Origin of the sequence: Amycolatopsis sp. NPDC102389 (genome assembly GCF_044765885.1) — a bacterium.
Classification (GTDB): domain Bacteria; phylum Actinomycetota; class Actinomycetes; order Mycobacteriales; family Pseudonocardiaceae; genus Amycolatopsis.
In genome coordinates, this window is sequence record NZ_JBIWKX010000051.1 from 22,207 (window position 1) to 43,169 (window position 20,963).

Annotated in this window: 9 protein-coding genes; 8 read left to right on the plus strand and 1 reads right to left on the minus strand. The window is 66.7% G+C overall.

Annotated features, from left to right (window positions below):
- Position 1: 1 nt before the first annotated feature.
- Positions 2 to 1,465 (minus strand): DUF3375 domain-containing protein, encoded by a 1,464-nt coding sequence (locus tag ACIRGA_RS31870; RefSeq protein WP_400948011.1) that lies wholly within the window; start codon positions 1,463 to 1,465, stop codon positions 2 to 4.
- A 62-nt stretch (positions 1,466 to 1,527) separates the two neighbouring features.
- Between ACIRGA_RS31870 and ACIRGA_RS31875 the strand changes: the two genes are divergently transcribed.
- The 8 genes from ACIRGA_RS31875 (at position 1,528) to ACIRGA_RS31910 (ending at position 20,852) form a co-directional block, all read left to right on the plus strand.
- Positions 1,528 to 1,659 (plus strand): hypothetical protein, encoded by a 132-nt coding sequence (locus ACIRGA_RS31875; RefSeq protein ID WP_400948013.1) that lies wholly within the window; start codon positions 1,528 to 1,530, stop codon positions 1,657 to 1,659.
- A 158-nt stretch (positions 1,660 to 1,817) separates the two neighbouring features.
- Positions 1,818 to 2,822, plus strand: a complete 1,005-nt coding sequence (locus ACIRGA_RS31880) for a hypothetical protein (protein ID WP_400948015.1) — start codon at positions 1,818 to 1,820, stop codon at positions 2,820 to 2,822.
- 221 nt (positions 2,823 to 3,043) lie between these two features.
- The gene (gene pglW / locus ACIRGA_RS31885; protein ID WP_400948017.1) at positions 3,044 to 7,381 is read left to right on the plus strand and encodes a BREX system serine/threonine kinase PglW; all 4,338 of its coding nucleotides are present in this window, start codon (positions 3,044 to 3,046) and stop codon (positions 7,379 to 7,381) included.
- 29 nt (positions 7,382 to 7,410) lie between these two features.
- A complete protein-coding gene (gene pglX, locus ACIRGA_RS31890) occupies positions 7,411 to 10,986 on the plus strand; it encodes a BREX-2 system adenine-specific DNA-methyltransferase PglX (protein WP_400948020.1) in 3,576 nt (1,191 codons plus the stop codon).
- Entirely contained in the window at positions 10,932 to 14,765 is a 3,834-nt protein-coding gene (locus ACIRGA_RS31895) for a PglY protein (RefSeq protein ID WP_400948023.1), read from the plus strand. The genes pglX and ACIRGA_RS31895 overlap by 55 nt, the downstream gene beginning before the upstream one ends.
- A complete protein-coding gene (gene pglZ / locus ACIRGA_RS31900) occupies positions 14,762 to 17,434 on the plus strand; it encodes a BREX-2 system phosphatase PglZ (RefSeq protein WP_400948026.1) in 2,673 nt (890 codons plus the stop codon). The genes ACIRGA_RS31895 and pglZ overlap by 4 nt, the downstream gene beginning before the upstream one ends.
- Positions 17,431 to 18,750 carry a BREX system ATP-binding protein BrxD gene (brxD, locus tag ACIRGA_RS31905; protein ID WP_400948028.1) on the plus strand — a complete coding sequence of 440 codons (1,320 nt, stop codon included), beginning with the start codon at positions 17,431 to 17,433 and terminating at the stop codon, positions 18,748 to 18,750. Before pglZ ends, brxD begins: the two co-directional genes overlap by 4 nt.
- On the plus strand, positions 18,747 to 20,852 hold the full coding sequence (locus tag ACIRGA_RS31910) for a DEAD/DEAH box helicase (RefSeq protein WP_400948030.1): 2,106 nt from the start codon (positions 18,747 to 18,749) through the stop codon (positions 20,850 to 20,852). Before brxD ends, ACIRGA_RS31910 begins: the two co-directional genes overlap by 4 nt.
- Positions 20,853 to 20,963: the final 111 nt, after the last annotated feature.

Consider the following 20,963-nt stretch of genomic DNA (forward strand, 5'->3'; position numbering starts at 1 on the left):
GCTAAAGGTGGCTGCCGACAGAACCGTCGGCCGCGGTTCGGGCGAACGTCACGCGCGGGATGGTCGCGATTCGTTCGGTGCCGGTGTCGTCGACCCAGCGCACTTGCTCGCGTGTCGTCTCTTCGAAGACGACCTGAAAGGCCGGGTCGGTCAGGGAAAGGTAACCCACCAGCTCGGCCATCCCCTGTTCCAGCGGGCGCCGCCGCAGGACGTCGCCCAGGCCGACCTGGGCCCGTTCGCGGAGTTCCCGGCGCACTATGCCGCACAGCCGTTCACGATCGACGTAGACCTGTTCGAAGAGCGCCGATGCGTCGAGGTCCTCGGCGGCCGCGACGATTCCCGCGCTCTCCAGCGGGACCTTTTCCTTCGGGGTGTACAGCGGACGCTCCATGGGCAACGCGATGGCAGGGGCCGTGCCGTCGAGTTCGCGGGTGAGATCCGGTGCGGGGCGCTCGCGGAGCTTGAGCGCGGACGACTCGATGCTGCGCAAAATGTCCATCACGCGGCGGTTCTCCAGCCACACCTGGTCGTCGAGGAACCGTCGCAGCTGTTCCGACAGCAGCCGCACGGTCGCCTGCGTGCGCTCGGCCGCGTCGAGCCAGTCGTAATGGATGTGCCGCATGCGCGGATCCGGTTCGCCGACGGCGTCCAGGGACTGCACCTTTTCGAGCAGGTCGGTGAGCTCGTTCTGCCGCTCGTGCGAAAGGAGGAAGTCGTAGAACGCCTGGAAGCTGCGCCCCTGATCCGAGTCGGCGATGGTGGTGCGGTTGCCGACCACCTCGTCGAGCAGCTGCCCCTTGCCGCCCTCCCAGCCCGCGATCCGCGCGCGGAGTTCCCGATCCAGCCCACGGAAGTTGGCCTCGACCTCGCGGAAGTCTGCCAACAGCTCCCGCGCGGTCGCGGCGAACTGCTGGTAACGATCGCGCTGGGCGGAAACATCGAGGACGGTGAAGTCGCCGCCGGCGACCCGGTTGATCTCGGCGTCGATCTCCGACCGGCGCCGATGCAGCTCGGCCAGCCGGACGTCCGGGTCTGTCTCCGCCCCGTAAGCCATCTGGCGCAACAGTTCGAAGATCGTGTTCAGCCGGGACTCGGTACCGACGAACGAGCGCGCACGAAGTGACTCGACCCAGGTCAGCGCCTTCTCGACGGCCGGAGTCGCGTCGAAATGCACTTCGTCCGACCCGGCCGGGTAGTACTTGCGCAACCAGCTGTTCGCTGGCGCCGCCCAGTCATCGAGGTAGGCCTTGGCCGCCTTGGGGAACGTGCCTTCGCCGAGTCGCTCGTTGAGCGCGTACAACTCGTCGTCCAGTCGGCTGATCAGCTCGGCGGACGAGATCGACCGGACGTTGTCGTCGACGAAGACCTTCCGGAGGAAGCCGAGCACCAGAGGCGCGTTGTCGGCGCGCAGCAGCCGCCACGCCGGATCATTGCGGCGCAGGAAGTCCAGCTCGTCGAAATCCATCGGCTCTCGGGGTCGAAGGGGCTTGTCCGCGATGCTAGCCGCGGTCGTTACTCTGCCGTCTCGTGGCACGCATCGCTGTCGAAGGTTGGCTGGACTGCCGCACGGTCGAGGGGCGGCTGTTCTTCCATTCGGGCGACGACTCGAGTTTCCGGGCGAGGCCCTACATCGACGCGGATGATCTGGATGAGGCGTGAGCGAATACCAGTACTACGAGTTCCTGGCGATCGACCGGCCGCTCGACAGCGGCGAGCAGGCCGAAGTCCGGTCTCTGTCCACTCGGGCGAGGATCAGTGCCACGAGCTTCGTGAACGAGTACCACTGGGGCGACTTCCGAGGTGATCCTCGCGGTCTGATGGAGCGCTTCTACGACGCGCACCTTTACGTCGCCAACTGGGGCACCCACCACGTGATGTTCCGTCTGCCAAGTGACCTGCTGGCTCCCGATGTCGTCGAAGATTACTGCGTCGGGCATCGGGTAGCCACGTGGGTGAAGGGCGAGTCCGTGGTGCTCGACTTCGCGAGTGAGGACGAAGCCGGTGAGTTCGACTTCGACTATGACCCGGGGAGCTTGCTGTCGGCGATCGTCGGTGTTCGCGCCGAACTGGCCGCCGGTGATCTCCGTGCGCTCTACCTCGCCTGGCTGGCGGCCTACGGCGCTTGGGAGCGTGATGAAGATGCGTTCGCCCCTGAAGCCGACGACGAAGTCGAACCGCCGATCCCGCCAGGGCTGAGAACGCTCACCGCGGCACAGCGCGCGCTCGCCGACTTTCTCCGCCTCGACGAAGACCTCCTCGTCACCGCGGCCCAGGTTTCCCCATCGCTGGATGAGGCTGCCGACGATCCCGATGATCTCGCCCGTTGGGTGGCACTCCGGCCGGCCGCCGAGAAGGACCGGTTCCTCGTCCGGGTGGCGCAGGGGGAGGCCGTACGGGTGCGGACGGAGCTGCTACGGCGTTTTCGCGGCGACACCGTCCCGGCCGCCCTAGCCCCAGGCCGCCGGACCGTGGCCGACTTACTCGACAACGCGGCGTGCCGAAGGACGGACCGGGAGCGTCACCTGGCCGCGCAGCGTGCTGAAGAAGAAGCACGCCAGGAAGAAGCGCGATCCCGAGCACGTGAACGACGACTCGACAGGCTCGAGGAGGAGGGAGACGCGGCATGGTCACGCGTCGACGCATTGATCGCGACCCGCAAACCAGCCGAATACGACGCCGCCGTCATCTTGCTCACCGATCTTCAAGCACTCGCGGAGCGAGGAGATCGCGACGACAGGTTCGTCTCCAGGGTCAGTGCACTGCGGCAGGCACACGGTCGTAAGCCCAGTTTCATCGAACGCCTCGACCGAGCAGGAATCTGAGCTCCCGCCGAATTCAGGGGTGATCTCTTTCGTCACCGAGGGGCTCGCAGCACAGTCGCGGGAAGCTACGTAACGTGACGGTGGGCCTTGACGACTATGCGTAGGCGCCGGGTGTACTCACTCGACCGAGGTCCAAGCTCCTGTGACGGGCAGTCACCATGGGCTTGACCACTACGATCGCTCGTCGGAGGGCAGTGATCAAACGACGAGGGGGTGAACCGTTGCCGAGCGGTCGACAGCCGGTGCCCAAGCCGGGCCCGAAGGCGCTACAGCGGTGGTTCCAGGAGCGGCCGTCGCCGTTCCCGTGGGAGCAGGACGGCCTCGATCACATCAAGCGGCTGATGCCGCAGGCCGAGCCTTACCGTGCCTGGGCGACGTTCACCTTCACCGGCAGGACCGGCAGGATCAACGAATGCGATCTGCTGGTCGCCGTTCCGGGTGGGCTTTACCTGGTCGAGCTGAAAGCGCACCCGGGCCGCGTCGTCGGCAACGGCGACACCTGGCGCGTACACGACGCCACCTCGAACCGGGTGCGGACCCTGCGCAACCCGCTGCACTTGACCGACCTGAAGTGCAAGGAACTGAAGAGCCGGCTCGAGTGGGCGGCCAACGAACTGCACATCACCTCGCGTATCCCGCGGGTCGAGGCCGCTGTCTTCCTCTCCGCGTCCGGACTGAGGTCGGAGCTTGACGAGGTCCAGCGGACCCGCGTCTACGGGCGCGATGACGACTGCGACGGTTTGCCGTTCATCTGGCGTGACCTGCTGGCCAGGCCGCCGCAGCAGGAAAACCGGCGGATCACCCCCGCGTTCTCGCAGCAGGTCCTTCCCAAGCTCCTGGAGCGGATCGGCATCCGCGCGGCCACCACCCATCTGCGATTCGACGACGACTGGGCGTTGTCCTCGGACCTTCTCGACGCCGGACCGACCTGGGAAGACCGTCTCGCCGAGCGCACCGGGATCGTGCGTGAACAGGGCCGGGTCCGGATCTACCTGACCCAGCAGCAGGCGACAGACGAGCAGCGGCAGTCCGTCGAGCGGGCCGCCCGCCGCGAGTATCAGCTGTTGCAGGGCATCACCCACCGGGGAATCGCGCAGGCGGTGCAGATCCGGGACCACCAAAGTGGCCCGGCGATCCTGTTCCACCATCGCGAGTCGGATCTGCGGCTGGACTCCTACCTGGACGTGTTCGGCGAGCGGCTCACCACCGAAACCCGGATGGACATGGTGCGGCAGCTCGCGGAGGCGGTGCAATACGCGCACAGCCGGTCGTTGTATCACCGCGCGTTGTCCGCCCGTTCGGTTTACGTGTCAGCTCGGGAAGGCGAAGCGCGGCCGGTTCTGCGCATCATCGACTGGCAGGCCGCGGCCCGCGACTTCGACACGACCGGGCTCACTTCCCTCGGCAATTCGTCGCTCAACGCGGAGCACCTGGCCGGTTCCGCCGAGGTGTACCTCGCACCCGAGTTCGACACCGCCCACGCGGACCCCGTCGACCTGGACATCTTCGGGCTAGGAGCACTGGCGTACCTCATCCTGACCGGAGAGCCGCCGGCCACCCAGCGCAGCGGGCTGATCGAGCGGATGGCAGAAAGCCAGGGCCTCCATCCTTACTCGGTGGCGGATGGTATCTCCGACGCACTGGACGCGTTGGTCTACGACGCCACTCGAGCCGACGTGGCGCACCGGCTCGATTCGGCCGACGCGTTTCTCAAACGCCTTGACGGCGCCGAGCGCGACGCGCTGCCACCCACGGTGATGGTGGTCGCCGATCCGCTGACCGTGTCCGCAGGCCAGCTTCTCGACTCCGAATGGACCGTCAGGCGCGTGCTGGGCACGGGTGCCACCGCTCGTGCGCTCCTGGTCGAACGCACTCAAGAGGACGACGACGGTCATGCGCGTGTCTTCACCCGGGTTCTGAAGGTCGCGCTGGACGAGGCCAAGGCCGAGCGGTTGCACGCCGAAGCACGCGCGTTGGACCTCGTCGGCGGCGGTGTCGTGGTCAAGTTGCTGGAGCCGCCGAGGCAGCTGGGCGGTCGCACCGTGCTCGATCTCGAGTACGCCGGCGGAACCGACCCGGAGAGCGGAACCCTTGGTGAGCTGCTCCGTGCCAAGGGCAGGCTCAGTTACCACTACCTCGAACGGTACGGCCGTGACCTGTTCACGGCGCTCGACCAGCTCGCCGGAAAGGGAGTCCGGCATCGCGACCTCAAACCGGACAACTTCGGGGTCTGCAAACGGGCGGACCGCTCGACGCAGCTGATGCTGTTCGACTTCTCGCTGGCCGACGCTCCGGAACGAGATGTCAAGGCGGGTACGCGCGGCTATCTCGACCCGTTCCTCGGCACCGACCGGCGCCCCGCGTTCGATGACCACGCCGAGCGCTACGCGGCGGCGGTGACGCTGCACGAGATGGCCTCGGGGCAACGTCCCACCTGGGGTGACGGGGTGACCGATCCCCGGATGACCACGGACGAGACGCCGGCACTGGCGGCCGATCTTTTCGATCCGGCCCTGCGCGACGAGCTGATCACTTTCTTCCAGCGGGCTTTCCACCGGGACGTGAACCGGCGGTTCGACACCTTCAGGCATATGGAGGACGCCTGGCGGGCGGTGTTCACCGCGGCCGATGCGGCGGCACCGGTCACCACGCCGGGCACGGTCGGAATCGAAGAGGAAACTCTCGACGAGGCCCGCGACGCGCATGCCGCGGCCGCCAAGCTCGACACTCCTCTGGAGGCCGCGGGTCTGACGCCGCGGGCGGTGTCGGTGGCGCAGTCCTTCGGCGCGACGACCGTGGGCGAGCTGCTCGACGTCCAGCTCTACCAGATCGCCAAGGCACGGGGCGCGGGGGCGGTGGTCCGAAAGGAGCTCAACCGCCGTCACAAGCAGTGGGCGCAGGCGTTGCGCCAAGACGACGGCTACGGGCGGTCCCCGGCCGCCAGCGACGGACAGCAGACCGTCGACGACCTTGCCGCGCGGCTGCCTCCGAAGGCCGGACGGCGGAACTCGAAAAAGGCTGAATCCGTACGGCTGACGCTCGGTCTGCCTGACGATCAAGGGGTGCCACCGGCGTGGCCGACCCAGTCGGAGGTCGCCGATGCCGTCGGCGTCGCCCAGGGCTCGGTGTCCCAGCACTACCGTGCGGCGGTGAAGCAATGGGCGACCGAGGAGTGGCTGGCCGACGTTCGGAACGACGTCGTCGAGCTGGTCGCGGGCGCCGGACGGATCATGACCGCGGCCGAACTGGCAGCCGAGCTGCGGGCCAGATACGGCACTGTCGAGGAAGACACGCGGCGCGGCGCGGCGCATGCCTTGGCCGTCGTGCGTGCAGCCGCCGACACCGAGGCGTGGGTGGGCATGCAGCCAGGCGACGCCGACAGCGAACCCCGGCTCGCGGTGCTTCGGCGCGGTGGCCACGTCCTCATCGCGCTGGAGTCGCTTCGGGGTTCGGACGATCCGAGCGCACCAGAACTCGCCGACTACGCGGTCGCGCTGGGGCGGCGCGCGGACGAACTGGTGAAACAGGAACCCCTGCCTGGCCGAGGCTCCGTAGTCCGGGAGCTGCGGGCGATCGTGCCGCCGGAAGGGCTTATGTCGCAGGCCGATACCCGGCTTGTGGAGTTGGCCGCGGAGATGTCCGCACACGCGGCCGCGTCGCCCAGGCTGGAGCTGTACCCGCGAGAACTCGACCTGATGCGGGCGCTGCGGATTTCGCAAGCGGCCGCCGGGGTCCGGCGTGATCCCGGGATCAGCGTGGACGACCTGCTGGCCAAGGTGCGGGCCCGGTTCCCCGCGCTCGATCTGGGCAAGCGGCTCACCCACGTTCGCATCGAGGAGGCGCTGAAAGCGGCCGGCTTCGCGTTGGAGTACGACATGACCACCCGGCGGTTCAGGCCGCGCCCGGTGGAACTGTCCGGGGCGGTCATCTCGTCCAGCACCGCGATAAGTGGTCACGGACTCCTGCGCGCGGCCGGCGCCGATCCTCGGGAAATCGTCGCCGCGAAGCTCACGGCGTCGGTGGAGCGAGGCGGTTTTCTCGCTCTCACGCTGCGCGGATACAACCTGCCAGGCGCCGCGGAGGCCCTGGCAGCTGCCTACGCGGTGCGCCCGGTGAACGTGGACGAGGAGTTCTTGTCGGAGTTTCAGGCCCTGGTCACCGAGCGCGGCCAGGACTGGGCCAAGGTGCGCAAGCTGGATGCCCGGTTCACCGAGACCGGTGACGTCTCCCGTGGACTCGCGTCCTATGTCTCGGCCGCGTGGGATCGAGTCAGGCAGCGCCTGCTGGAGTTCGCCGGGGCCGACAGCGTGCTGTTCCTGCACCACGCGAGCCTGCTCGGACGGTATTTCGACGAAGGCGGGCACGCTCTGCTGACCGGGCTGCAGAACGCGGCGCGGCGTTCGAGGGAAGTGCCGCACGGCCTGTGGTTGCTGTGTCCCGGCGATTCGCCCACGGACGCGCCACGCCTGGACCGTCAGCGGATCGAGGTTCTGGGTGAGGCTGAGCGGGCGGCGTTGGACGGCGGGTTCTTGAAGGCGTTGCGGGCGAGCGCGGCGTGACGATCAGCAGCTGGAAAGGGAAGCGGTAGATGGCGGCACCCAGGCTTCAAGAACTGGTCAAGGACCTCCGCAAGCAGGTCACGGTCCTCGAAGGTGACCTGCTTGCGCGAAGCGAAGAGGAGCCCGAGTTCGCTAAGCCGCTTCGCGCGGAATACGACGAGGCCTTCGAGGCGAAGCGGACCGCGGCGACGTACGAGTCGTGGCGCCGGGAGCGAGTCACCCAGGTCGCGGCGGCATGGATTCTGGGCACGGTGTTCGTCCGGTACTGCGAAGACAACGGCCTGATCGCGGCGCCGTTCATCGCCGGACCTGGCCAGCGGCTGGCCGACGCGGAAGAGCGCCACGAGGCGTATTTCCGGGAGCGCCCGCAGGACAACGACCGCGATTGGATCGTCGAGTCGTTCAACCACTTGGCATCGGCGCATCCGACGACGGCCGGGCTTTTCGACCGGCAGCACAATCCACTGTGGGAGATCACGCCCTCGTTCGAAGCCGCGACGGCGTTGTTGCGGTTTTGGCGGGGTGGCGAGGACCGATACGACTTCACCGGGTGGGACACCCGGTTCCTGGGCGACCTATATCAGGACCTTTCCGAGGATGCACGCAAGAAGTACGCCCTGCTGCAGACGCCGGAGTTCGTGGAGGAGTTCATCCTCGATCTCACCCTGGAACCCGCCGTTAAGGAGTTCGGGCTGAAGGGGCTGCGCACGATCGACCCAGCCTGCGGGTCTGGACACTTCTTGCTCGGGATCTTCCACCGGGTGCTGGAAAAGTGGCGGGCTGTCGAGCCTGGCACCGATGCTTGGGAGCTGATCCAGCGGACGCTGGCGTCGGTGCACGGATGCGACAAGAACCCGTTCGCGGTGTCGATCGCTCGGTTCCGGTTGCTGGTCGCGGTGCTGCGAGCGGCGGAGGCCGGACGGCTGGATCGCGCACCGGAGTTCCCGATCAACATCGCGGTCGGTGACTCTCTGATCCACGGCCGGGGCGCCCCGGGGATTCAGGAAGAGCTGTTCGCGACGGAGGAAGCGCACACTTACGCCACCGAGGACGTCAACGAGTTCGTTCGGTCATGTGATCTTCTGGGTCGGTCGTCGTATCACGTCGTGGTGGGGAATCCGCCGTACATCACGGTCAAGGACAAGCGGGAGAACGACGCTTATCGGCGTCGCTACGACGCGTGTTCCGGCACATACGCGCTCTCTGTGCCCTTCGCGCAGCGGCTCTTCCAGCTTGCGATCCGGCGGGATGGCGGCGAGCGCGATGCGGGCTTTATCGGCCAGATCACCGCGAACTCGTTCATGAAGCGCGAGTTCGGCAAGAAGCTGATCGAGAACTACTTTGCTCAGAAGGTTCACCTCACGCACGTTATTGACACGTCGGGTGCTTATATTCCTGGGCATGGCACTCCGACCGTAATTCTGGTGGGCAACAATCATCCACCTCGGCCCGACCCCGTCCGCGCGGTTCTCGGCGTGCGAGGTGAACCGAGCCGACCCGGTGATCCTATGTTCGGTCTTGTATGGTCTGCCATTTCTAGTGGGATATCAAACCCTGGCAGTGAATCTGATTGGGTCTCCGTAATCGACTCTGACCGTAATGACTTTGCCAGACATCCGTGGGCCCTCGGCGGCGGTGGTGCCGCCGAGGTAAAAAAACAAATAGAGCGCGATTCTGTATCGCTATCAGCGGTGGCGGACAGCGGGTTCAGGGCAATAACAGGGTTGGACGAGGTATTCGTCTTAAACGACTTCATTGCCGATCGTATCGAGGCTCCAGTTCGTCAATATGTCACCGGTGAAGACGTTCGAGATTTCAGTGCTCGCTGTAATCTAACGCTATATCCATATGATCCTTTCGGGGAGGCATTGAAAGACCTGCCTGTCCGAGCGAGGTGCTGGATGTGGAGATGGAGGGAGAGCCTTCGACAGAGGCGAAGGTTTGGTATTCCTTTTGGCGAATTGTCCAACGTTTCATGGTGGGAGCTCCGCGAGTTTTACCCGAAGAGATTCGCAGCTAACAGTGTGATTTTGTTTTCATTTGTGGCGACGCATAATCATTTCTCTCTTGATCGTTTGGGTGTTGTTGCCAATAGGGCTGCGCCAGTTGTCCAGCTTGGAGATAAAGCCAGTGAAGATGATCACTTGGCCTTGCTTGGGGTGCTCAACTCGTCCACGGCGTGCTTCTGGTTGAAGCAAGTCAGCCATGACAAAGGCAGCCAGTCCGGCACTGGTGGCTTCATGCATGACGAATGGGAACGCTTCTACGAGTTCACGGGCACAAAGTTACAGGAGTTCCCGCTTCCGTCAGCGCTACCACTTGAGTTCGGCCGGGCCCTCGACTCTTTGGCTCAGCAACTCGCCACACAGGAGCCCGCCGCCGTCGCGACTGAGGTGACTCCAACCAGGGAGCGGCTGGCCGCCGCTCGCGCCGAGCATGAGCGAATCCGAAACCGGATGATCGCCACCCAGGAAGAACTCGACTGGTACGTCTACCACGCCTACGGCCTCATCGACGACACCGAGCGCGCCCAGCTCGTCGCAAAAGACAACGTCCCGGAGATCAACCTCGGTGAACGCGCCTTCGAGATCGTCCTGGCCCGAAAAGTCGCAGCAGGCGAAACCGAGACAGTGTGGTTCAAACGTCACGGGTCAACGCCGATCACCGAGATCCCCGCACACTGGCCGTCCTGGTACCGCGAAATCGTCCAGGCAAGGATCGACACGATCGAAAAGCGCCGCGACATCGCGCTCATCGAGCGCCCCGAGTGTAAGCGGCGCTGGTCCACCGAACCGTGGGAGAAGAAGGAAGCCGAAGCCGTCCGTACCTGGCTCCTCGACCGCTGCGAGCGTCGCGACCTGTGGTTCGGCCTCCGAGACGGCTTCGAGAACCCGCGTACGTTGACCGTCAATCAGCTCGCCGACGCGTTCCGAAGTGACACTGACATGCACGCGGTCGCCCAGCTGTACGCGACCGATCATCTCGCCAAACCCGATTTGACGCTGGCCCAGGTGCTGGAGCGGGTCGTGGCGGACCAACACGTCCCGTACCTCGCGGCCCTTCGTTACAAGGACTCCGGCCTGAGCAAACGCGCCCAATGGGAAGAGGTGTGGGAGCAGCAGCGAGAGGAGGACAGGACCGGACAGCGCCTGGACATCCCGGTGCCGCCGAAGTACTCCTCGGCCGACTTCCGCAAGACCAGCTACTGGTCGCAGCGCGGCAAGCTGGACGTCCCCAAGGAGCGGTTCATCTCCTACCCCGGGGCGAACCCGGATTCCGACCCGACCCTGCTGCTCGGCTGGGCGGGCTGGGACCACAAAGATCAGGCGCAGGCGCTGGTCAACCTCGTCAACGACCGCACCACTGAAGCCGGATGGGATACCGCCCGGCTCACTCCGCTGCTCGCCGGACTGGCCGAAGTCATGTTCTGGGTTCATCAGTGGCATGGTGAGGAAGACGAGGAGTGGGGTGGCATCCCCGCCGACGAGTACCAGGCTTTCCTGGACGAACAACGCACCAAGCACCAGCTCGCCGAGGACGACCTCAAGACATGGCGGCCCGAACCCGCACGGCGCGGCCGGGCGGGCAAGAAGGGGGAGCAGTGAGCGACAAGTACCTCCGCGAAGTCCTCGACCTGCCGAAGTCGGTACACGCCGGCGACTTCAAGGTCGAGCTGACCGGTGGCTTCACCGAGGTCGAAGCACGCGTCGCCGAATACGTGGTCACCGATCAGCTGCGCACCGCCTTCCGCGACGCGCTGGGAGTGGTCCGCTCGGCCGTGCGCGACGCCAAGTCACACGCCGCTTACCTGCATGGTTCGTTCGGTTCCGGTAAGAGCCACTTCCTCACCGTGCTCCACGCGATCCTGAACAATCACCAGGCCGCGCGCGCCAAACCCGGGTTGCAGCCGGTGATCGCCGAGCACGACGAATGGTTGCGGGGCAAGAAGTTCCTCATGGTGCCCTATCACCTCGTCGGCTCCAGCGACATCGACTCGGCGATCCTCGGTGGCTACGTCAAGCGGGTCCGGGAGCTGCACCCCGATCATCCGACTCCGCCGGTGTACAAGGCGGACGCGATGCTCGCGGACGCCCGCGGGCAGCGTGAGTTCCTCAAAGACGACGCGAAGTTCGCCGAGTGGCTCGGCGGCGACGCGCCCGCCACCACCGAGCGCGATGACGACGACGATCTCGACGTGATCGAAGGAGCGCGGGTTTCCCGCTGGACGAGCACAGAGCTCGACCGCGCCTTCGCGGCTCCGGCAGGCGACCCGGTGCGCGACGCGCTGATCTCCGCGTTGCTGTCGGGCCCGATGTCGTCCTACATCCGGGGGGCGAGTGGTGACGCGGCGGCGTTCATCCCGCTGGAAAACGGCCTCACGGTGATCAGCCGGCACGCCCGCGACCTAGGCTATGACGGGCTGATCCTGTTCCTCGACGAGCTGATTCTCTGGCTGCAGGGCAATATGGCCGACCAGCAGTTCGTCAATACCCAGGTGAGCAAGCTCGTCAAGCTGATCGAGTCGGGTGACGCCGACCGGGTGCTGCCCATCGTCTCGTTCATCTCCCGGCAGCGTGATCTGTCCAAACTGGTCGGTGAGGACGTCACCGGTTCGGAGGTGAAGAACCTCGAGGCGCAACTGCACTACCTGGCCGAGCGGTTCGACACTGTCTCGCTGGAAGATCGAAACCTCCCCGCCATCATCAAGGAGCGGGTGCTCAAACCCCTGCCAGGCGGCCGCGTGGTGCTGGACGAGGCGTTCGCCGGCATCGAGTCGACGAAGGCCGCGGACCGCGACGTCCTGCTCGACGCCGGCGGCGCGACCGGGGCGACCTGGCAGGACTTCCGTGCCGTGTATCCGCTTTCCCCGGCGCTTCTCAACGTGCTGGTGGCCCTCTCCGGCGCGTTGCAACGAGAACGCACCGGACTCAAGCTGCTCCAAGAGATGCTTCACCGGCGACGCGAAGACATGAAAGTCGGCGAGCTGATTCCGCTCGGCGACCTCTGGGATGTGCTCGCCGACGGGACCGGCGAAGCGTTCACCGACAGACTCCGCAAGGACGCCGAAGCCGGACACCGGTTCTATGTCAAGGCGCGTGCCTATCTGCAGCAGCGGTACGGCGAGGGCAGCACTCAGTTCGTGGCCATGGACCGTTTCGTCAAGACGCTGCTGCTGGCCGCCCTCGCGCCCAACGTGCCTGCCCTCGCGCGGCTCACCGGTGGGCGGCTTGCCGCGCTGAACCACGGATCGATCCGGTCGCGCACCGTGTCGGCGGGAGCGATGGCGGTCAGCAGGCTGCGCGACATGCAGGCGGAGTTCGGTGAACTGCGCTCGGAAGGAGACGAGGACCCGGTCTTCCGGCTGCAACTGTCCGATTTGGACATCGAGCCGTTACTCGACGACGTGGGTGAGCAGGACACCCTGGGCGCCCGCCGGATCTGGACCAAGCGCCAGCTTTGGAGCCAGCTCGGGGTCCGGGACACCGAAGACTTCGTCTGCGAGCGCGAGATCGTTTGGAAGGGAACTCGCCGGACGGCGGAGTTCGTCTTCGCGAACGTTCGGGACAGTCGTGATCTCCCGGACATGCAGTTCGTCCCCACCGTGCCTGGCCGGGTGCGAATCATCCTGGACTATCCGTTCGATGAGGCCGATCAGACGCCGCTCAGCGACGCGGCGCGGGTGAGCAGGCTGCGCCGGGACGGTGTCAACGCCCCGACCCTGGTCTGGCTACCGCACTTCTTCTCGCCGCAGAAGTCGTCCCAGCTCGGACGGCTGCTCAAGATTCAGTACCTGCTCGAACGCGACCGGCTCGCCGACTACGCGGGCACGATGTCCGAAGAGAATCGGGTCAAGGTCAGGCACCAGCTTCAGGCGCAGCGGGACAACCTGGAGTCGCAACTCGCCGCCGCGCTGCGTCAGCTCTACGGCATCGCGCAGGCCGAAGAGGCGACCGTGGGCAAAGAAGTCGGCGAAGACGGGCATGTGCTGTCGCTGCAGGACGGGCACAAGCCGCGTTTGGCCGGTGGTGCCGGATTCGAGTACAACGCGCTGACGCTGGCCGATGGGTTGTTCGACGCGCTTTACCCGAAGCATCCGAACTTCGATCCCAGCGGTAACCGCAAGGCCACCACCCTCGGCGATCTGCGCACCGTGCTGAACTGGATCATCCGGGCAATGGAAGACGGGCAGCGCCGGGTCGTCGTCGACCGGGCCCAGCTCGCGCTCGTCAAACGGATCGTGCACCCCCTCGAACTGGGCGAGGTGTCCGACGGTCCCTTGAACGTTTCCACGGAGTGGCGTCGCCGGATCGAGCAGGCCGCCAGGCAGCACGGAGCGTCCGGCGATCTCCGCGTCGAGGAAATCCGGTCCTGGATCGAAGAACTCGGCTACACCGGATGGGACAAATCGGTCGGCAACCTGGTCATCGCCACCTACGCGCTACTGGCCGACCGAGCCTGGGTGCTGCACGGTTCGCCGCTGCGCGAGCCGCCGGACCTGGACAAGATCGGCGTCGGGCACGCCTTGCGAGCCCAGGAACTCCCCAGCGCCGACGAATTCGCGACGGCCCGACGGCGCGCGGCCACTCTCTTCGGCTTGCACGTCCCGGAGACGCTCTTCACCCGGAACGTGAACCGGCTGGCCGATGAGGTGCGGGAGAAGGCCGCCGCGCTGGAAGGCGCCGGGGCCGGTGTCCGGCGTGCGCTGGAGCGGCATATGGCCGCGTTGGGGATCGACGGGCGACCGGACGCACCACGGGTCACCTCCGGGCGCGATGCGGCGGATCTGCTCGCCAGGCTCACCGCGATGCGCGACTCCACCGGTTTGGTGCAGGAGCTCGCCTCGGCCGGCTATGACACGAGCGACGAGGTGCTCGCCGCCGCGATCAGCTCCGCTCCGGAGGTGCTCGCCGCGCTGGAGCGAGTCGAATGGACGTTGCTGGACTCCGTGCGGAAGTTCACCGGGCGTGGCGACCCCGTCGGGAATCAGGCCGAAGGCCTCGTCGATGACCTGGCCGCGGCAGCCGCGGCCGATCAGTTCACCCGGGACCTCGTTCCCGTGCTGGAGGGTCTCGGACGCCGGGCGGTCGGACTGGTCAATGAGGCAGCCAGACTGGCGGCGGTCCCGGCGCCGGTCTACCGAGAGCAAGCCGCCGAGCCTCCGGTCGCGGCGGAGGGCGCCGACTCGGAAACCGCCGTCCGGCGCGAGCGGGCCGGGGGCCGGACGAGGATCCACGCGAGCGCGGTCGAACAGGAATTGGTGCGGCTGGTGGCCGAAATGGACGGCAAGATCCGGGCCTACGCCAAGGACCACCCAGGCGTCGAATTCGACCTGATCTGGTCGGTGGTGGGCGACGACGGCCTCGGTGAGGACACCACCGGATGAGCGTGCCGCCGACGGTCGATCGCCGGATCGTCGAAGCCATGGTGCACGACTGGCTGCCGCACGCCGGAGAGCTCAGGTTGCTGCTGGTGTTCGGCCGCTATGTCGACACCGCGACCGAGTTCCCGGTTCTCGCCGGGGAACAGCGGCGCCGCGTACACGTCTCCGACCAGCACTCGGTGCTCGGCGTGATCGAGGTCTGGCAGGAGCACGAGCGGTCGCATGGTGACGATGACGACCTGCTCGTGGTCACCACGAGCGTGCCCGACGACCAACTCGGCTGGGACGTGCGCGCGTATGCGATCGGCCGCTCCACCCGCACCGTCGACCGGGCGAGGATCGTCGCGCAGCGCTTCGGTGCCACGGCCGTCGACTCTCGCATCCGGCAGGACAGGTGGCTGGTCGACGCCCTCCTGGATGCCGAGCCGACCGAAGGCTGGCCGCGGAACGGTTCGGTGCTCACTCGGGACAGCGCTATCCGTGCGCTCATCGGCGCTCGGCTCGGTGGCCGCGCGCTGGCGGAGGGTGCGCTGGACGCCGGCGCGCTTCTCGAATGGTCGCGTGACCCGGCAGCATCCAGCCGGTTCATGGCCCTTTCGGAGCCCGAACGGGCCGGCCTGACCCAGTGGCTCTCCGACACGGTCGGAGAGGTGGCCGTGGTGGTCATGCGCCTGGCCGCGGACGGGCGTGCGGCTGACACGATGCCGCTCGGCGTCGTCGGCTCGGCCGTCACCGCTCCTGGCGCGTCGATGGACACCGCGTTCGCCTTCGGCAGCTTGCTCGGTGGAATCCGGGGGGCGGAGCTCAGGGCGTTCACCGAAGCTGTAGCCGGAACCTTGGAACGGTGGGTGAGCGAAGCCTCGAGCCGGGGCGGAGACGCTGCCAGGCATCGGGTGATCGAGGTATTGCGCCGGGCGGATCAAATCACCGTCGAGGCGCATCTCACCGTTGCCCTGGCGGGCAACAGATTCCTGCCATCCACCTTCAACGAGTCGCTGAGGGAACTCGCCGCCGCGCTGCCCGGATCGCCGCGTCACGGATCGGTGGACATCGAGCAGGCGCTGTCGGCCCTTCGTGATCACGCGCTCGCCAGGCTTGAAGTTCCCCAGGTCCGTGCCGCGGAGATGGCGGTCCGGCTGGCCCGCTGGATCAGCTCGCCCGCCACCTCGGTCGGTTCGGTGTCCGTCGGCCTCAACCAGCAGATGACTGTCTGGGCCTGGGTCGATCGAGCGCTGACGACTCTTGCGGCCGGTGACCCGGTAACGGATCCCGCCGTCGGACAGGCCTATCGAGCACTTTGCGACGTCGTACGCGCTCGCCGGGACACCCTGGACGAGGAGTTCGCACGACGCTTGGTTCCGTGGGCCAGGCACGCGACAGCGGTCGAAAGCGGTGGCTGCCTGTTGATCGAGCAGGTGCAGGCCGAGATCGTCGCGCCGGTGACAGCCAAGGCCGCGCCGCTGGTCATCGTGGTCGACGGGATGACCGCCGCGATCGCCGTCGAGCTGGGTGAGCAGTTGACCGGCCGGGTATGGACCGAGGTGACCCCGGCGGCGGGTCGTCGCGTCGCGGCGGTGGCGGGACTTCCGTCGGTGACCGGGGCGAGCCGCGGCGGCTTGCTCACCGGCGACCTGAAGGTCGCTGACCAAGCCGGGGAAAAGGCGGGCTTCGCCGCTTTCTGGGGTAGCCGGCACCGCTCGGCCGCGCTTTTCCACAAGGGCGATCTCGGTGGCGACGCCGGTCACCGGCTCGCCGAGCCGCTGATCGCCGCGTTGTCCGAGAGCGAGACCGTGGTCGGCGTCGTGCTCAACACCATCGATGACGCCCTGGATCACGGTCAGGAAGGCGATCGCACGGGCTGGTCGGTCAGCGCCGTCACGTTCCTTTCCGAGCTGCTCGACGCGGCTCGGGGATACGGACGTCCGGTGGTGCTGGTCTCCGATCACGGTCACGTGCTCGCTCGGCCCGGTCACGGAAAGACGGCGGCGACCGGAGTGGAGTCGGCACGGTGGCGGACCGGGAAACCCGGAGCGGGCGAAATCGGCGTGACCGGTCCACGTGTGATGTTCGGAGATGGCGAACTCGTATTGCCGTGGCGAGAGGACATCCGCTATACCGCGAGCAAGGCGGGCTATCACGGTGGTGCGTCCCTGGCCGAGATGACCGTCCCCGTTCTGGTGCTGTTGCCCGCTTTGGACCAGCTTCCGGCCGGCTGGCACGTCCTGCCGAAGGAGGAGGTCGAGCCACCGTGGTGGAACGCGTTGCCGGTCTCGGTCGAGGCAGCGACCAAAGCGAGCCGGGCACGAAAGGCCAAGCCCGTCGAGGACGCCGTGCCCTTGTTCACCGTGGACGATCCGGTGTCGTCGCTCGGAACCGCGGTGGTCGCCACGCCGGCTTACGCCGCGCAACGCGGCTTCGTCCCGAAGGCTCCGGACGGACAGGTCGTCGCGGCCGTGATCGATGCCCTGGTCAAGGCTGACGGCGTGCTGACGGTGAGTGCGGTCGCCGCGGTGGCCGGACGAGCGGCCCGTCGTCCCGAGTTCTTCGCGACGACGCTCCAGCGGTTGCTCAACGTCGATGGCTACCCAGTCCTGTCCTTGGTGGACGGTGGTCGTCGAGTGAAACTGGAGCTGGAGGTGCTGCGGGTGCAGTTCGGGGTGCGAGAACCGTGACCGCGGTCAGTGAGGTCCGGCGGCGCGAGGTCATCGATGCGTTGCGGCGCGGAACTGTCCCGCAGAACGGTCTTGACCTGCTGGCGGTGGGACTTGAGCGATTCGACGCGGCGATGGGCGAAGACCTGGCGACCGTCGCTCGGGGCGGAGCGGCTTTCCACGCGGTACGTGGCGAGTACGGCGCGGGCAAGACATTCTTCGCTCGTTGGCTCGCAGAGCAGGCGAAGCGACGTGGTCTGGCCGTCTCGGAGATCCAGATCTCTGAGACTGAAACCCCGTTGCATCGGCTGGAGACGGTCTATCGGCGTCTCACCGAGAGGTTGACCACCGCTACCCACCAGCCGAGCGCGTTGCGTGCCGTTGTCGACTCTTGGCTGTACACCTTGGAGGAGCAGGTTCTCGAGACCGGCGAGGTCGAGGCTGAGGATCAAGCCGGCCTGGCCTCTTCGGTGGACACTCTTCTGGAGCAACGGCTGGCCGAGGTGGCGCGGACAACTCCCGCGTTCGCGGCCGCGCTCCGCGGTTACCGGCAGGCCGTCGAGTCCGGGGACAACGCCACGGCGGAAGCGATCGTCGCCTGGCTCGGTGGCCAGAAGTCGGTCGCGGCCTCCGCTCGGCGGGTTGCGGGTGTCCGCGGTGACCTCGATCATTTCGCCGCGCTGGGCTTTCTGCAGGGTCTGCTTGCGGTGCTTCGGGATTGCGGGCATCCGGGGTTGCTGCTCGTGCTGGATGAGACCGAGACACTGCAGCGCGTTCGCGGTGATGTCCGGGAGAAGGGGTTGAACGCCCTGCGCCAGCTTCTCGATGAAATCGACGCGGGCCGGTTCCCGGGCCTCTTCCTCGTCCTGACAGGGACCCCGGCGTTCTTCGACGGGCAGCAAGGAGTCCAGCGGCTGCCTCCTTTGGCGCAGCGGCTGGCGACCGACTTCACGACCGACGCGCGATTCGACTCGCCTCGTGCGGTCCAGCTGCGGCTTCCCGGGTTCGACCTCGATCTCCTGGGTGAGCTGGGACGCAAGGTCCGCGATCTGTACGTCGGTGCAGCACGTCATCCAGACCGGGTGGCGGCCGTGGTGGACGACGGGTATGTCGACCTGCTCGCCCGCGCGCTGACCGGGGAACTCGGGGGCAGGGTCGGAGTGGCCCCGCGGATCTTCCTCCGGAAGCTGGTGGCCGAGGTGCTCGATCGGGTTGACGAGCATCCGGATTTCGACCCGCGTGAGCACTATGAATTGACCGTGACGGCGGCCGAGCTGACCGCCGGTGAACGCGGTGCGGCGACCAGCGCGGGCGAAGTCGATCTGGACCTGCCGTGACCGGCTCGGTGTCACGGCTGCATCCGGCGCTCGTGCACCACGTCGTCAACACCTTGGGCTGGCGGACGTTGCGGCCGCTCCAACAGGAAGCCGTCGAGCCGGTCGTGGACGGCAAGGATGCCTTGCTGCTCGCGCCCACCGCGGGCGGAAAGACCGAGGCCGCGTTCTTCCCCGTCTTGACGGCGATGGAGGAGCAGCGCTGGACCGGTCTGTCGGTGTTGTATGTGTGCCCGCTGAAGGCACTGCTGAACAATCTCCTGCCCCGGCTGGAGGGATATGCCGCGTGGCTGGGACGGCGGGTCGCGCTTTGGCACGGCGACGTGACGGGGCCCGCGCGGAAGCGAATCCTGCGTGCCCCGCCTGATGTCCTGCTGACCACACCGGAATCGCTGGAAGCGATGCTGGTGAGCGCCAATGTGGACCACCGTCAATTCCTTGACGGCGTCCGCGCGATCGTGGTCGACGAAGTGCATGCCTTCGCCGGGGACGACCGCGGTTGGCATCTGCTGGCTGTACTCGAACGGCTGAGCCGAGTCACGGGAAAGCCGATCCAGCGGATCGGGTTGTCCGCGACGGTCGGCAATCCACCGGAATTGCTCGAATGGTTGCAAGGCTCTGGCCGCGGAAGCCGGCCGGGTGTGGTCGTCGCGCCGGGAGCCGATGTCACGGTTCCGGGACAGCCGGCGGGTGACATCGAACTGGACTACGTCGGCTCGGTGGACAATGCCGCGACCGTGATCGCCGCACTGCATCGCGGGGAGAAGCGCCTCGTGTTCTGCGACTCGCGCCAGCTCGTCGAGGAGATCGGAGCAGCCCTCCGCGTTCGTGGTGTCACGACGTTCTTGTCTCATGCCTCGTTGTCGATCGACGAACGGCGGCAGGCCGAGCGGGCGTTCGCGGAGGCTCGCGACTGCGTCATCGTATCGACCTCGACGCTCGAACTCGGGATCGACGTCGGGGATCTCGACCGCGTCATTCAGATCAACGCACCTTCATCGGTCGCGTCGTTCCTGCAGCGGCTCGGCCGGAGCGGTCGTCGCGCCGGCACTACCCGGAATTGTCTCTTCTTGGCACTTCGAGAGGATTCACTGTTGTGGTCGGCAGCGTTGCTGTTGTTGTGGGGGCGAGGTTACGTCGAACCCGTCACTGCGCCACCCGAGCCGCGGCACATCGTCGCTCAGCAGCTCCTTGCCCTGTGTTTGCAGGAGCATGCGATCGGGAGCGAATGGGGGCAGGCGTGGAACAGTCTCGCGCCGTTCGACCACCACAATGAGCCGATTCTGCGTCATCTGCTGGATGATGGATTCATAGAGCGCGACGGGCACACCATGTTCATCGGTCGGGAGGCCGAGCGCAAGTTCGGGCACCGGCACTTCATGGACATGACCGCTGTCTTCACCGCGCCGCCCCAGTTCACTGTTCTGGAGGGCCGACGAGAGATCGGGCGTACCGACCCCGCCTTGTTGACGGAAAAGGTGGACGGTCCCCGTTTGCTCCTGCTGGGCGGCCGGAGCTGGAAGGTGACCTGGACCGATTGGAAGCGTCGCCGGTGTTTCGTCGAGGTGGCTGACGGAGGTGGTCGAGCGCGTTGGTTGACCCCGGGAGCCAGCGGTGTGGGCTTCGCCTTGGCGCGAGCGGCGCGCGATGTCCTCCTCGGCTCTGATCCTCGTGTCGAGCTCACGCAACGAGCACGGCGTGTCCTGGCCGAGCTGCGGGAGGACCGCTACGGAGCCGTTCATCCGGCAGGTACGCTCGTCACCCGCGAGGCCGCAGACGTGAGGTGGTGGACCTGGGCCGGCTTCCGAGGAAACGCCACTCTGGCGGCGACATTGACCGGGCTCGTCGATGAGAAGCAACGGTTCGACGATGTCTCCGTGCGGCTGCGGAGCGATTTGACCAGGGAATCATGGCAGGCAGGAATGCGGGGTGCGCTCGACCGTATGTGCTTGCCAGATGTGGACGAGCGGGCACTGGCCGGGTTGAAGTTCTCGGAGGCGCTGCCGCACCGATTGGCGCTGGCTACGCTGGCTAGTCGGCTGGCGGATTTCGACGCAGCTCGTGAGGTTCTGACGCAACCGATCCGTTTCGTGGTCCGGCAATGAGCCTGATGCGCCGTGGTCGCCGTCTGAAGGGCCGGGAATTCTGTTCGCGCGCTGGATGGCGCACGATGACGGTTCACCGAACGTCGGCAAGCTGCTGTGCTCCGTCGCTGC